Origin of the sequence: Thauera chlorobenzoica (assembly GCF_001922305.1) — a bacterium.
GTDB lineage: Bacteria > Pseudomonadota > Gammaproteobacteria > Burkholderiales > Rhodocyclaceae > Thauera > Thauera chlorobenzoica.
In genome coordinates this window covers 3,136,646-3,149,535 of record NZ_CP018839.1, presented here as the reverse complement: position 1 = coordinate 3,149,535, position 12,890 = coordinate 3,136,646, and the positions used below count along the sequence as shown (strand labels likewise).

Sequence of the window (12,890 nt, the reverse complement as noted above, 5' to 3'; positions counted from 1 at the left end):
AAGGAGGAAAGGGATGAAAAAGATCGAAGCGATCATCAAGCCGTTCAAGCTGGACGAGGTGCGTGAAGCCCTCTCCGAAGTGGGGATCACCGGCCTGACGGTGACCGAAGTGAAGGGCTTCGGCCGCCAGAAAGGGCATACCGAGCTGTACCGCGGCGCGGAGTACGTCGTCGACTTCCTGCCCAAGATCAAGGTCGAGCTCGTCCTCGCCGACGACATGGTCGATCCTGCGGTCGAAGCGATCATCAAGGCCGCGCATACCGGCAAGATCGGCGACGGCAAGATCTTCGTGATGGCGGTCGAGCAGGTGATCCGCATCCGCACCGGCGAAACCAACGAAGCCGCGATCTGAGCCGGCCGCCCCGAGCCCGCCTGCGGGGGCACGGCCCGCCCGCAGGCGGGCTTGGGCTCAGTCCGGCCTGGCGCGCCGCGGTGCGGCATTGCGGGCGCGCAGCAGCACCAGCAAGGCGCCGCTGCCGCCTTCGTGCGGACCGGCCTGGCAGAAGGCGAGGATCTCCTCGCGCTGGGCCAGCCAGCCGCGCGAGAGCTGCTTGAGGATCGATTCCTTCCCCGGCGAACCGTGGCCCTTGCCGTGGATCACGCGGATGCAGCGCTTGCCCTGACCGAGACTGTCGTGGAGGAAGTGGCCGAGCGCGGCGCGCGCTTCGTCGCGGGTCAGCCCGTGGAGGTCGATCTGGCCCTGCAGCACCCAGCGCCCGCGGCGCAGGTCGGTGAGCACGCGGCGGGGCAGGCCGGTGCGCAGAAACGCGGCTTCGTCGCCCATGTCGAGACGGTCTTCGAACGTCAGCGGGGCAATCAGCGATTCGTCCAGCGCCGCCCGCTCGTCTGCCTCGTGCTTGGCCGGAGCCGGTGCGGGCGGCGGGCGTTCCAGTTCAACCCGGTTGCCGCGGTCGAGCGGCCGGGTGTCGCCGACCACGAGGCGGAACAGCGCCGCCGGGTCGCTTGCATCGGCATCGGCCGGCAGCACGATCGCGTCCGGACGCTGGATGCGGACGCCGCCTGTGGCGGAAGGGCTGCGGGCGCGGTGCGCCGTCTCCAGTTCCACCCGGCCGCTGTCGCGCAGCGGCACCACGCCCGCGTAGGCGGCCCGCAAAGGGTCGGATTCCGCGCGGCGCGGGGGTGGGGCGAGGTCGTCGGCGGCGGCGCTGTCCCGGCGGCGCGGGACGGGGGCGGGGCGGGGCGGCTCGATTTCGGCCCGGCCGTCGCGGCGCAGCGGGCGGACCGCGCCGAGCGCCTGGCGGAACAGGGCTCGCTCGGCTTCGTCCGGAAGCGCCGCGCCGGGGCTGTCCGGCGCCGGGGCAGCATCCGCGCGCGCGCTGCCGGCTGCCGCGGGAGGCGCCTTTTCCGGTGTACGCCCGGTGCCCGGGGGCGGCGAGGCAGGCTGCAAAGCAGGGTGCGTCGCCGTCTCCTGCTGCTCCCGGAGCTGCCGGCGCAGGGCGGCGAAAGGCGCGTTGCCGGACTTGCCGTCGTCGCGCCCGGGTTCGCCGGCTGCTGCCGATGAAGGCGGCTTGTGCGGACGGCGGGCCATGATGCGCTTCAGCCCAGGGCGTCGAGATAGCGCTCGGCGTCGAGCGCAGCCATGCAGCCGGTCCCGGCCGACGTCACCGCCTGGCGGTAGGTGTGATCCTGCACGTCGCCGGCGGCGAACACGCCCGCCACGCTGGTCTGGGTGGCGTTGCCGTGGCGTCCGCCCTGGGTGACGATATAGCCGTTCTCCATCTCGAGCTGGCCTTCGAAGATGTCGGAGTTGGGCTTGTGTCCGATCGCGATGAACACGCCCTGCAAGGCCACCTCACGGGTCGCGCCCGAAGCCACGTCCTTGATCCGCATCCCGGTGACGCCGGAGTTGTCACCGAGGATCTCGTCGAGGGTGGCGTTGAGCGCGAGTTCGATCTTGCCCGCGGCGACCTTCTCCATCAGCTTGTCGATCATGATCTTCTCGGCGCGGAACTGTTCGCGGCGGTGCACCAGGGTGACCTTCTTCGCGATGTTGGCCAGGTACAACGCCTCCTCGACCGCGGTGTCGCCGCCGCCGATCACGGCGACCTCCTGGTTGCGGTAGAAGAAGCCGTCGCAGGTGGCGCAGGCGGAGACGCCGCGACCGGCGAACTTCTCTTCCGAAGGCAGACCGAGGTACTTGGCTGTGGCGCCGGTGGCGATGATCAGCGCGTCGCAGGTGTATTCGCCCGAATCGCCGACCAGGCGGAAGGGCCTTTGGGCCAGTTCCACGGTGTGGATGTGATCGAAGATCATCTCGGTGTTGAAGCGCTCGGCGTGCTTCTGGAAGCGCGCCATCAGCTCGGGCCCCTGCACGCCGTCGGCATCGGCCGGCCAGTTGTCCACATCGGTCGTGGTCATCAGCTGGCCGCCCTGGGCAAGACCGGTGACGAGCACGGGAGCAAGGTTGGCGCGCGCGGCATAGACCGCGGCGGTGTAGCCGGCAGGGCCGGAACCGAGGATCAGCAGGCGGGCGTGTTTGGTGGTCATGAGGAGCATTCCTGCGGGTTGCGAACGAAGGGCCGATTATAGCCGAGGGCGTGAGCCTCTTTCCGGGGGGCGATTGCGGCTTCCGCGCACGCGAACCCATCCATCGTTATCCATGCCGCAGGCGCGGCGGCGGCCGCGATCGCCGCTGGTTTGCCGTGTAATCGTCTACACTTTCGCATCGCGGCGCGCCGTCGGGTTGCCGCCCGTTACCGAAAGCTGGAGTTGCCATGTCCCGGATCACTGCCGTCTCCGTCGTCGCGCTGAAAACCTTCCCGCTTTTCCACGGGCTGTCCGACGAGGCGCTCGATGCGGTGGCGCGGGTGTCGATGATGCGCAGGGTGGCGCGCGGTCAATCGGCGCTGACCGCCGGCGACCGGCCCGACTATGTCTATCTGGTGCTGACCGGCAGCCTCAAGGTCGTGGTCAGCGACGAGGACGGGCGTGAGGTGATCCTTTCCATCCTGGGCCAGGGCGAGCTTTTCGGCGAGATGGCGATGTTCGACGAACAGCCGCGCTCGGCCTCGGTGGTCGCGGTCATGCCTTCGGACCTGGTGCTCATTTCCAAGCAGGATTTCCGCCGCATCATGGAAGGCAGCTTCGATGTGTCGTGGCGCATCATGTGCAACCTCGCCGAGCGCCTGCGCTATGCCGACCGCAAAATCGAAAGCCTGGCCCTGATGGACGTCTATGGCCGGGTGGCGCGGCTGCTGATCGAGATGGCCGAGGACGTGGGCGGCGAGACCGTGCTCGCGCGTCGGCTGTCCAAGCAGGACATCGCCAAGATGATCGGCGCCTCGCGCGAGATGGTCAGCCGCGTGATGAAGGATCTCGGCCAGCGCGGCCTGATCGAGGAGCGGGCCGACGGGATCGTGCTGCGCGAGCGCCTCAGTGAGGTCTGAATGAGCTCCGGGCGGGGCCCCGCCGGGGCCTGAACCCGGCTGCGGGCCGCCGGCCGGGGTTTGTGAGCAGGCGCAACATCGCGGCCGGCAGCGCTGGGCGATCCCGTATAATCCGGACGTTGTTCCACTCCGGCCGCCTGCTCCCCCCTTTCATGCTGCCCCGTCCGTCGTCCCGTTCCCAGCCCTTGCCGGAAAAGATCTCGCTGCTGCTGCAGGAGGCGCGCTGGTTGATCCTGGGCGTGATGTCGCTCTATGTCGGCCTCATCCTGCTGGGCTATTCCAAGAGCGACCCCGGCTGGTCGCACGCCTCCGACGTGGCACGGGTGGCGAACCCCGGCGGGCGTTTCGGCGCCTGGCTCGCGGACCTGCTGCTGTACCTGTTCGGCCTGTCTTCGTGGTGGTGGGTGGTGTTTCTCGGCTACAGCCTGGTGTGGGGATTCCGGCGGATCAAGAACCGCCTCGAGCTCGACCGGCGTTCCTTCATCTTTGTCCTGGTCGGCTTTCTGGTCGTCCTGCTGACCAGCAGCGCACTCGAATTCCTGCGTTTCCATTCCCACGGCGCAACCGTCCCGCTGGCGCCGGGCGGACTGATCGGCATGGAGTTTGGCCAGCTCAGCCAGCGCTATTTCGGCTTCACCGGCGGCACTTTGCTGCTGCTGGCACTGCTCGCCTGCGGGCTGTCCCTGTTTACCGGGCTGTCGTGGATCGCCGTGGTCGAGCGCGTCGGGCTGGGGCTCGAACAGTCGGTGATCGGCGTACAGCAAGCCTGGCAGCGCTGGCAGGACCGCCGCATCGGCCGCCAGACCGCACAAAAGCGCGAAGTCGTGCTTGAGAGCCGCCGCCGCAAGAGCGAAAAAACGCCGGCGACGCCGTTGCGCATCGAGCCGGCGGTGGCCACCGTGACCAAATCCGAACGCCTCGAAAAAGAGCGCCAGCAGACCCTGTTCGCCGACGCCATCGAAGGCGCGCTGCCGCCGGTCGGGCTGCTCGATCCAGCCAGCACGACGGCCGAGCCGCCGTCGCCCGAAGCGCTCGAATTCACTTCGCGCGTGATCGAAAACAAGCTCGCCGACTTCGGTGTCGAGGTCAAGGTGCTCGCCGCCTATCCCGGCCCGGTGATCACCCGCTACGAGGTCGAGCCGGCCACCGGAGTCAAGGGCAGCCAGGTGGTGAACCTGGCCAAGGATCTCGCCCGTGCGCTGTCGCTGGTGTCGATCCGGGTGGTCGAGACCGTGCCCGGCAAGTCGTGCATGGCGCTCGAACTGCCCAATCCGAAGCGGCAGATGGTGCGCCTGTCCGAGATCGTCGGCTCGAAGGCCTACAACGACATGCATTCGCCGCTCACCGTGGTGCTGGGCAAGGACATCGGTGGCCAGCCGGTGGTCGCCGATCTGGCCAAGATGCCCCACCTGCTGGTGGCCGGCACCACCGGCTCGGGCAAGTCGGTGGGGATCAACGCGATGATCCTGTCGCTGCTGTACAAGAGCGAGCCCGAGCGCGTGCGCCTGATCATGATCGACCCCAAGATGCTCGAGCTGTCGATCTACGAAGGCATCCCGCACCTGCTGGCGCCGGTCGTCACCGACATGAAGCACGCCGCCAACGCGCTCAACTGGTGCGTGGCGGAGATGGACAAGCGCTACAAGCTGATGGCCGCGGTCGGGGTGCGCAACCTCGCCGGTTTCAACAAGGCGGTGAGCGAGGCGCGCAAGGCCGAGGCCCCGCTCACCAACCCGTTCTCGATCAGCCCGGAAAACCCCGAACCGCTCGAGCCACTGCCCTACGTCGTCGTCGTCGTCGATGAACTGGCCGACATGATGATGGTGGTCGGCAAGAAGGTCGAAGAGCTGATCGCCCGCCTCGCGCAGAAGGCCCGCGCCGCCGGCATCCATCTGATCCTCGCCACCCAGCGCCCGTCGGTGGATGTCATCACCGGCCTGATCAAGGCCAACGTGCCCACCCGCATCGCGTTCCAGGTCTCGAGCAAGATCGACTCGCGCACCATCCTCGACCAGATGGGCGCGGAGACCCTGCTGGGGATGGGCGACATGCTCTACCTGGCGCCGGGGACCGGCTTGCCGGTGCGCGTGCACGGCGCCTTCGTCGCCGACGACGAGGTGCACAAGGTGGTCGAGCACCTGAAGAAGATCGGTCCGCCCGACTATGTCGAGGGCATCCTGGCGGCCGCCGAGGACGAACTGGACGGGGCGCTCGGTGGCGGCGAGGGCGGCGAGGGCGAAGCCGATCCGCTCTACGACCAGGCGGTCGAAGTGGTGATCAAGACACGCCGGCCGTCGATCTCGCTGGTGCAGCGCCACCTGCGCATCGGCTACAACCGCGCCGCACGGCTGATCGAACAGATGGAACGGGCGGGGCTGGTCTCGCCGATGGGAAGCAACGGCAATCGCGATGTGATCGTGCCGGCCAAGGAGAACGAATGAAGCTGTTCAGTGTACGCGCGGCATTCCTGCTGCGCGCTGTCGCGGGGATGGCGCTGGCGGTGGCGGCGAGCCTGGCCGTGGCCGCGGACGGCGTGGCCCAGCTGAAGGCCTTCGTCGCGCGCGCGCGCAGCGCCGAAGGCACGTTCGAGCAGACGGTCGTGGCCAAGTCCGGGCGCAAGCCGCAGCAGGCCGCGGGCCGTTTCGTCTATGCGCGGCCGGGCCGCTTCCACTGGGAATACGACCTCCCCTATCGCCAGCTGCTGGTCGGCGACGGCCAGAACCTGTGGATCTGGGACCCCGACCTGAACCAGGTCACGGTGCGTGAAATCGGCGATGCGCTGGGCGCAACGCCCGCCGCCATCCTGTTCGGCAGCGGCGCGCTCGAAGACAGCTTTGAACTCTCCGATGGCGGCGAGCGCGACGGCTTGGCCTGGGTGGACGCCCGCCCGCTGCGCCCCGACAGCGGTTTCGAGTCGCTGCGCCTCGGCCTCGAAGGGGGTGAGTTGCGCCAGATGGAAATGCGCGATCCGTTCGGCCAGACCACGCGGATCCATTTCACCCGCCTGGAACTCGATCCGGTGCTCGCCGGCGACCGTTTCCGCTTCACTCCGCCGGCCGGCGCCGACATCATCGGTACGGTGCCGGGCCTGGCACAGTGAGCGGCCCCGCGGCCGCCGCGGTGGAGGCCCGGAATTGGGCTCCTCGTCCCGATGTCCGTTGCTTCCCATGACCGACCTTTTCGATTCGCTCGAGCCGCCCCAGGTCCCGCTTGCCGAGCGCATGCGGCCGAAGACGCTGGACGAAGTCGCCGGCCAGGCTCACCTGCTCGGGCCGGGCAAGCCCCTGCGCCTGGCGTTCGAGTCGCGCCGGCCGCACTCGATGATCCTGTGGGGGCCGCCCGGGGTCGGCAAGACCACTCTCGCGCGGCTGATGGCGCAGGGCTTCGATGCCGATTTCATCGCCCTGTCGGCGGTGTTCTCGGGGGTCAAGGAAATCCGCGAGGCGATCGGCCAGGCCCAGGCGGCGAAGGCGCGCGGGCGCCACACGATCCTCTTCGTTGATGAGGTGCACCGCTTCAACAAGGCCCAGCAGGACGCCTTCCTGCCCTATGTCGAGCAGGGGCTGGTGACCTTCATCGGCGCCACCACCGAGAACCCGTCGTTCGAAGTCAATTCCGCGCTGCTGTCGCGGGCCGCGGTGTACGTGCTCGAAGCGCTCGATGGCGAGGCGCTGGCGCGGCTGTTCGAGCGCGCCCACGCCGTCGCCTGCCCGGCGCTGGTGTTCGAGGACGATGCCCGCGCGCGCCTGATCGGCTTTGCCGACGGCGACGCACGCCGGCTGATGAACCTGATCGAGCAGGTCCAGATCGCCGCCGAGACCGCCGCCGTCGCCCCGGTCACCGCCGCCTTCATCGACCAGGCGCTGTCGCGCAAGCTGCGCCGCTTCGACAAGGGCGGCGAAGCCTTCTACGACCAGATTTCGGCCCTGCACAAATCGGTGCGCGGCTCCGACCCCGATGCTGCGCTGTACTGGCTGTGCCGCATGCTCGACGGTGGCGCCGATCCGCTCTATCTGGGGCGCCGGCTGATCCGCATGGCTACCGAGGACATCGGCCTTGCCGACCCGCGCGCCCTCGAGATCGCCCTCAATGCCTGCGCCACCTACGAACGCCTGGGCTCGCCCGAGGGCGAACTCGCGCTCGCCGAGGCAACCGTATTCATGGCCTGCGCGGCGAAGTCGAACGCGGTGTACAAGGCCTACAAGGCGGCGCGCGCCTTCGTCGCCCAGGACGACTCGCGGCCGGTGCCGCTGCGCCTGCGCAACGCCCCGACCAAGCTGATGAAGTCGCTCGATTACGGCAAGGCCTACCGCTACGCCCACGACGAACCCGAGGGCTACGCGGCGGGCGAGGACTACCTTCCCGACGGCATGCCCCGTCCTGCCTGGTACCGTCCGGTGGCGCGCGGCATGGAAGCGAAGATCGCCGAAAAGCTCGCCCACCTGCGCGCACTCGATGCCGCCGCGCGCAGCGACACGAACACCTCCGGCGCTAGGGGAGGGCGGCTCAGTGGAGCAGGGGATGATCCGCCATGAACCGGGCGCAGACTGAGGCCGCGCGCGCGGCCTTGTCGACATCGCCGTGGGCGTTGGCGCGTTCGATCAGATCGAGCATGTACCCGGTCAGGACCATCACCCCTTCCGGCGTCTGCACCAATCCGCAGGCCACCTGGGCGGCGGCCGCATCGGGAATTTCTTCATGCTCGGCGATGAGGGCGATCTCGTCGTCGGTCAGGTCGCAGTAGTCGAGGCAGTCACGAATCGATAGCATGCTGAACTCCTCTTCGCGTAGATGGTATGTCGTCTTTGCTGCGCGCTTGCGGAACCAGGCCCAGGAGGCTTCGTTCATCGACCGTGCGTGCATGGCGGCAGCAGCGCGGCTCCCTCAGCTTCTGCCACCGAGACTTTCAGAATAATCGCTGAACGGGTTTTTTCAAGCTCCAGTTTGATCTCTCAAGTCATTGATTGAAAAAGTTAATTTTTGCGCTGCGGCATTGCTGAAGAAAGTCTGGAAAGCGAGCCGCTTGCGCGTGTTTTCATCGAAAGAGCTCCAGCATTTTCAGGCAAGCTCTTGATTCAACATGTACCAGGAATTTCCCGATGCTTGATATCCAGCTTCTTCGCAACCACCTCGACACCGTCGCCGCGCGCCTTGCCCGCCGCGGCGCAACGCTCGACACCGCGGCCTTCCAGGCCCTGGAAGATGAGCGCAAGCAGTTGCAGACCCGCACCCAGGAGCTGCAGGCGCGGCGCAACGCGCTGTCCAGGCAGATCGGCATGCTCAAGAGCAAGGGCGAGGATGCCTCGGGCGTGCTGGCCGAAGTTGGGCAGCTCGGTGACGAACTGAAGGCCTGTGAGCAGGCCCTGCCGGCGCTGCTCGAACGCATCGACGCCTTTCTCGCGATGCTGCCCAACCTGCCGCAGGAAAATGTGCCGGTGGGTGAGGATGAATCGGGCAACGTCGAGGTACGGCGCTGGGGCACGCCGCGCAGCTACGACTTCGAGGTTCGCGACCATGTCGACCTCGGTGCGCCGCTGGGGCTGGATTTCGAGACCGGTGCCAAGCTGTCGGGGGCGCGCTTCGCCTTCCTGCGCGGTCCGGTCGCCCGCCTGCACCGCGCGCTCGCCCAGTTCATGCTCGACACCCATACCCGCGAGCATGGCTACACCGAGTGCTACACCCCCTACATCGTCAACCGCGACGCCCTGGTCGGCACCGGCCAGCTGCCCAAGTTCAAGGAAGACCTGTTCTGGGTGCTGCGCGGCGGCGACGAGGAGGGGCTGGAGCAGTACCTCATCCCCACCGCCGAGATCACCCTCACCAACAGCGTGCGCGAAGCGGTGCTCGCCCTCGATGCGCTGCCGATCCGGCTCACCGCGCACAGCCCGTGCTTTCGCTCGGAAGCGGGCAGCGGCGGGCGCGACGTGCGCGGCATGATCCGCCAGCACCAGTTCGACAAGGTCGAGATGGTGCAGATCGTCGACCCGTCCACCAGCGACGAGGCCCTCGAGCAGATGGTCGGCCACGCCGAAGCGATCCTGCAAAAGCTCGAGCTGCCCTACCGGGTGGTCGCGCTGTGCACCGGCGACATGGGCTTTTCCGCGGCCAGGACCTACGACCTGGAAGTGTGGCTGCCGGCGCAGAATACGTATCGTGAAATCTCCAGCTGCTCCAACTGCGAATCCTTCCAGGCGCGGCGCATGCAAGCCCGGTTCAAGAACGCACAGGGCAAGAACGAGCTGGTGCACACACTCAATGGTTCCGGGCTGGCGGTGGGGCGGACGCTGGTCGCCGTGCTGGAGAACCATCAGCAGGCGGACGGCTCGGTCGTCATCCCGAAGGTGCTCGTGCCCTACATGGGCGGCATCGAACGGCTCGAAGCGCCGCTCTGAAGGGGAAGGTGGCGTCCGGGTTTCGGTGCGATTCCTGGTAGGCGGGCGCGGCCAGGTATCGCCAGTCGGGCTGTGCAGGGCGCTTGCCGTGCGCCTGGACGAACTACGCCCCCCGATGCCTATGGCGGTAGCCGCGATCGGACGGATGGAAACCGGTGTCGATGCTAGAATTCCCGCCCCCCCACTCCATGGCCGACATCATGCTTTCCGAACAGCTTCGCGTCGAAATCCAGCGCAACATCGCCGCCTCGCTCGCCGAGGACATCGGCACCGGGGATCTCACCGCGCGCCTGGTCGCGGCCGACACCGAGGCCCGTGGTCGCGTCATCACCCGCGAAGACGCTGTCATCTGCGGTACCGCCTGGTTCGACGCCGCCTTCGCCGCCCTGAGCCCCGCGGCGGTCGTGCACTGGCATGTCAAGGACGGCGATACGGTGCAGGCCGGGCAGGTGCTGTGCGACATTGTCGCCCGCGCCCGCGTGCTGCTCACCGCCGAACGCACCGCGCTCAACTTCCTGCAGCTGCTTTCGGGCACCGCCACCGTCACCCGCCGCTTCGTCGATGCCGTCGCCGGCACCCGGGCGAGGATCGTCGATACCCGAAAAACCCTGCCGGGCCTGCGCCTGGCGCAAAAATACGCCGTCGCTATCGGCGGGGGCACCAACCACCGCGTCGGCCTCTACGACGGCATCCTGATCAAGGAAAACCACATCATCGCTGCCGGGGGCATCCGCGAAGTGGTCGCCGAAGCCCGCGCCATCGCGCCGTCCAACGTGTTCATCGAAGTCGAGGTCGAAAACCTGGGGCAGCTGCGCGAGGCCCTCGCTGCCGGCGTGAAGATGGTCCTGCTCGACAACATGAGCCTCGAAGACATGCGCGAAGCCGTCTCGATCGCCGCCGGGCGCGCCGAGCTCGAGGCCTCGGGCGGCGTCAATCTCGAGCGCGTGCGCGCGATTGCCGAAACCGGCGTAGACCGCATTTCCATCGGTACCCTGACCAAAGACGTCCGCGCCCTCGATCTGTCGCTTCGTCACGTCGAAGCGTAAGCCCGAAGAGCGTTCGCCCGGCATTGCCGGCGCGCGCCGGAAATGGGGCTTGTGGCAGGCTGTAGGGGGAGGGACGGCAAAAACCCGGCGGGAGCCGGGTTTGTTGGTGCCTTGGGCGAGACTCGAACTCGCACGTCTTTCGACACTACCCCCTCAAGATAGCGTGTCTACCAATTTCACCACCAAGGCTTCTCGCCGCTGACGTCCGGTGACGCAGGTGGATGCGCCGGGAACAGCGGGAGGGCGCGGATTATGGCTGCGGGGCAGGGGGGCGTCAAGCGCTGACACGCTGCCTGCGCATTGCCGGCAAGGCGGCAGCGGCGGTTTTCGCTACGCAGCTGCCCGAGCGTGGCTGGGGCCGCGGCGACAGGGACAATGCGCCTGGTATCGCAGCAATGTTTACTCGACCGGACGGTCGAGGTTTTACAATCCTGCACAGAGCTCACCGGCCAGGATCTTTATGTTCTCCACTGCCCAGTCCATTTATCCCGTTCGTGCGATCCGCGAGATCGAAGACCAGCTCATTCCCAGTGCGAAGCCGTCACTGATGGAGCGTGCCGGGCGGGCGGCCGCCGAGGACGCTGTCCGCCTCATTCTCGACCGTCCGGCGGCGATCCTCATCGCCTGCGGTCCGGGCAACAATGGTGGCGATGGTTTCGTCATGGCACGCCAGCTCGCCCAGGCTGGCCGTGAAGTCGTGGTCGCCTTCGCTGCCGCGCCGGAGCGCCTGCCCGCCGAGGCGGCCAAGGCCCATGCGGACTACCTCGCCGCCGGCGGTACGATCGTCTCCGATCTGCCTGCCGCTCCGGCCAATGGCTGGGCGTTGGTCGTTGATGCCCTGTTTGGCATCGGCCTCGCCCGCCCGGTCGAGGGTCGCTACGCGGGCTGGATCAACGCCCTCAACGCCCAGCCCGCTCCGCGCATGGCGCTCGATGTTCCCAGCGGGCTCGATGCCGACACCGGCCAGCCGCTGGGGACCACTTTCCGGGCGACCCATACCACCACGTTCATCGCCCTCAAGCCCGGCCTGCTCACCAACGACGGCCCCGATTACTGTGGTGAGATCAGCGTCCAGCGCCTCGATATCGAGGCGCCGGCCTGGGTTCCGGTGCGGGGCCAGGCCATTCGCCCCGCGCTGTTCCGCGCCCACCTGCGCCCGCGCCCGCGCAACACCCATAAGGGGATCCACGGCGATGCCGGGATCCTCGGCGGCAACACCGGCATGGTCGGCGCCGCGCTGCTGGCCGGGCGCGCCGCGCTGTGGCTCGGTACCGGGCGCGTCTATGTCGGCCTGCTCGATGAATACGGCCCCTCGGTCGATTGCTCCCAGCCCGAACTGATGCTGCGCCGCGCCCACGCTCTGCCCGAGCGCCTCAGCGCGCTCGCCGTCGGCCCCGGCCTCGGCACCCAGCCCGCTGCCGAAGGTCTGCTTGCCGCCGCGCTCGGACGTCCCGTGCCGCTCGTGCTCGATGCCGATGCGCTCAACCTGATCGGCACCGACAGCGCGCTGCAGTCCGCGCTTGCCGCGCGCGAAGCCCCCAGCGTGCTCACGCCGCACCCGGCTGAAGCGGCCCGCATGCTCGGCTGCGACACCGCCTGCGTGCAGGCTGACCGCCTGCATGCCGCGCTCGAAATCGCCCGCCGCCATCGTGCCCTGGTTGTACTCAAGGGCTGCGGCAGCATCGTCGCGACGCCCGATGAGCGCTGGTTCATCAATGGCACAGGCCATCCCGGCATGGCGACCGCCGGCATGGGCGATGTCCTCACCGGCTTGGTCGTCGGCTTGTTGGCCCAGAGCTGGCCCGCCGAGTCGGCCTTGCTGGCGGCCGTCCACCTGCATGGTGCCGCCGCCGACCGGCTTGCCCGCGAAGGCATCGGCCCGGTGGGGCTGACCGCCAGTGAAACCATCGATGCCGCCCGGGGTGTTTTCAACGGGTGGCTGATCGAGGCCCAGCGCGATCCGCGCATTACGCCTCCGCAGCGACCGATCCGCTAGCGGCCGTTCGATGTCCGGGTCGTGCCCTACTACAGGGTCGTTTGCCCGG

General features: G+C 68.1%; 11 protein-coding genes and 1 tRNA gene. 8 read left to right on the top strand and 4 right to left on the bottom strand.

What is annotated here, in order from left to right; all coding sequences use genetic code 11:
- Nucleotides 1-13 precede the first annotated feature (13 nt).
- A complete protein-coding gene (locus Tchl_RS14665) occupies nt 14-352 on the top strand; it encodes a P-II family nitrogen regulator (protein ID WP_075149048.1) in 339 nt (112 codons plus the stop codon).
- 57 nt (nt 353-409) lie between these two features.
- Here the strand turns inward: Tchl_RS14665 and Tchl_RS14660 are convergent, their stop codons facing one another.
- Both Tchl_RS14660 and trxB read right to left on the bottom strand, forming a co-directional pair.
- Complete coding sequence (locus tag Tchl_RS14660; RefSeq protein ID WP_075149047.1) at nt 410-1,549, bottom strand: Smr/MutS family protein; 1,140 nt, start codon at nt 1,547-1,549, stop codon at nt 410-412.
- 8 nt (nt 1,550-1,557) lie between these two features.
- On the bottom strand, nt 1,558-2,508 hold the full coding sequence (trxB, locus tag Tchl_RS14655; protein WP_075149046.1) for a thioredoxin-disulfide reductase: 951 nt from the start codon (nt 2,506-2,508) through the stop codon (nt 1,558-1,560).
- A gap of 227 nt (nt 2,509-2,735) precedes the next feature.
- Between trxB and Tchl_RS14650 the strand changes: the two genes are divergently transcribed.
- The 4 genes from Tchl_RS14650 to Tchl_RS14635 all read left to right on the top strand — a co-directional run bounded on the left by Tchl_RS14650 (nt 2,736) and on the right by Tchl_RS14635 (nt 7,942).
- Nucleotides 2,736-3,407 carry a Crp/Fnr family transcriptional regulator gene (locus Tchl_RS14650; RefSeq protein WP_075149045.1) on the top strand — a complete coding sequence of 224 codons (672 nt, stop codon included), beginning with the start codon at nt 2,736-2,738 and terminating at the stop codon, nt 3,405-3,407.
- A gap of 152 nt (nt 3,408-3,559) precedes the next feature.
- A complete protein-coding gene (locus tag Tchl_RS14645) occupies nt 3,560-5,848 on the top strand; it encodes a DNA translocase FtsK (protein ID WP_075149044.1) in 2,289 nt (762 codons plus the stop codon).
- A complete protein-coding gene (lolA, locus tag Tchl_RS14640; protein WP_075149043.1) occupies nt 5,845-6,507 on the top strand; it encodes an outer membrane lipoprotein chaperone LolA in 663 nt (220 codons plus the stop codon). The genes Tchl_RS14645 and lolA overlap by 4 nt, the downstream gene beginning before the upstream one ends.
- A gap of 67 nt (nt 6,508-6,574) precedes the next feature.
- Nucleotides 6,575-7,942, top strand: a complete 1,368-nt coding sequence (locus Tchl_RS14635) for a replication-associated recombination protein A (protein WP_075149042.1) — start codon at nt 6,575-6,577, stop codon at nt 7,940-7,942.
- On the opposite strand, the gene Tchl_RS14630 is transcribed toward Tchl_RS14635, so the two are convergent.
- On the bottom strand, nt 7,914-8,177 hold the full coding sequence (locus Tchl_RS14630) for a hypothetical protein (protein ID WP_075149752.1): 264 nt from the start codon (nt 8,175-8,177) through the stop codon (nt 7,914-7,916). The genes Tchl_RS14635 and Tchl_RS14630 overlap by 29 nt on opposite strands.
- A 329-nt stretch (nt 8,178-8,506) precedes the next feature.
- Here Tchl_RS14630 and serS point away from each other — a divergent pair, with 329 nt between their 5' ends.
- Nucleotides 8,507-9,799 (top strand): serine--tRNA ligase, encoded by a 1,293-nt coding sequence (gene serS / locus Tchl_RS14625; protein WP_075149041.1) that lies wholly within the window; start codon nt 8,507-8,509, stop codon nt 9,797-9,799.
- Nucleotides 9,800-9,999: 200 nt separating this feature from the next.
- Nucleotides 10,000-10,845 (top strand): carboxylating nicotinate-nucleotide diphosphorylase, encoded by an 846-nt coding sequence (gene nadC, locus Tchl_RS14620; protein ID WP_075149751.1) that lies wholly within the window; start codon nt 10,000-10,002, stop codon nt 10,843-10,845.
- 104 nt (nt 10,846-10,949) lie between these two features.
- On the opposite strand, the gene Tchl_RS14615 is transcribed toward nadC, so the two are convergent.
- A tRNA-Leu gene (locus Tchl_RS14615) sits at nt 10,950-11,034 on the bottom strand.
- Nucleotides 11,035-11,305: 271 nt separating this feature from the next.
- On the opposite strand from Tchl_RS14615, the gene Tchl_RS14610 reads away from it, so the two are divergent.
- Entirely contained in the window at nt 11,306-12,841 is a 1,536-nt protein-coding gene (locus Tchl_RS14610; protein WP_075149040.1) for a bifunctional ADP-dependent NAD(P)H-hydrate dehydratase/NAD(P)H-hydrate epimerase, read from the top strand.
- The last annotated feature ends 49 nt before the right edge of the window (nt 12,842-12,890 follow it).

What these genes read in the sequence shown, in the direction of transcription:
- Tchl_RS14650 (WP_075149045.1), top strand. Translation starts at nt 2,736, where the DNA reads ATGTCCCGGATCACTGCCGTCTCCGTCGTCGCGCTGAAAACCTTCCCG.
- trxB (WP_075149046.1), bottom strand. Translation starts at nt 2,508, where the DNA reads ATGACCACCAAACACGCCCGCCTGCTGATCCTCGGTTCCGGCCCTGCC.
- nadC (WP_075149751.1), top strand. Translation starts at nt 10,000, where the DNA reads ATGCTTTCCGAACAGCTTCGCGTCGAAATCCAGCGCAACATCGCCGCC.
- Tchl_RS14665 (WP_075149048.1), top strand. Translation starts at nt 14, where the DNA reads ATGAAAAAGATCGAAGCGATCATCAAGCCGTTCAAGCTGGACGAGGTG.
- Tchl_RS14610 (WP_075149040.1), top strand. Translation starts at nt 11,306, where the DNA reads ATGTTCTCCACTGCCCAGTCCATTTATCCCGTTCGTGCGATCCGCGAG.
- Tchl_RS14630 (WP_075149752.1), bottom strand. Translation starts at nt 8,177, where the DNA reads ATGCTATCGATTCGTGACTGCCTCGACTACTGCGACCTGACCGACGAC.
- serS (WP_075149041.1), top strand. Translation starts at nt 8,507, where the DNA reads ATGCTTGATATCCAGCTTCTTCGCAACCACCTCGACACCGTCGCCGCG.
- Tchl_RS14635 (WP_075149042.1), top strand. Translation starts at nt 6,575, where the DNA reads ATGACCGACCTTTTCGATTCGCTCGAGCCGCCCCAGGTCCCGCTTGCC.
- Tchl_RS14645 (WP_075149044.1), top strand. Translation starts at nt 3,560, where the DNA reads ATGCTGCCCCGTCCGTCGTCCCGTTCCCAGCCCTTGCCGGAAAAGATC.
- lolA (WP_075149043.1), top strand. Translation starts at nt 5,845, where the DNA reads ATGAAGCTGTTCAGTGTACGCGCGGCATTCCTGCTGCGCGCTGTCGCG.
- Tchl_RS14660 (WP_075149047.1), bottom strand. Translation starts at nt 1,549, where the DNA reads ATGGCCCGCCGTCCGCACAAGCCGCCTTCATCGGCAGCAGCCGGCGAA.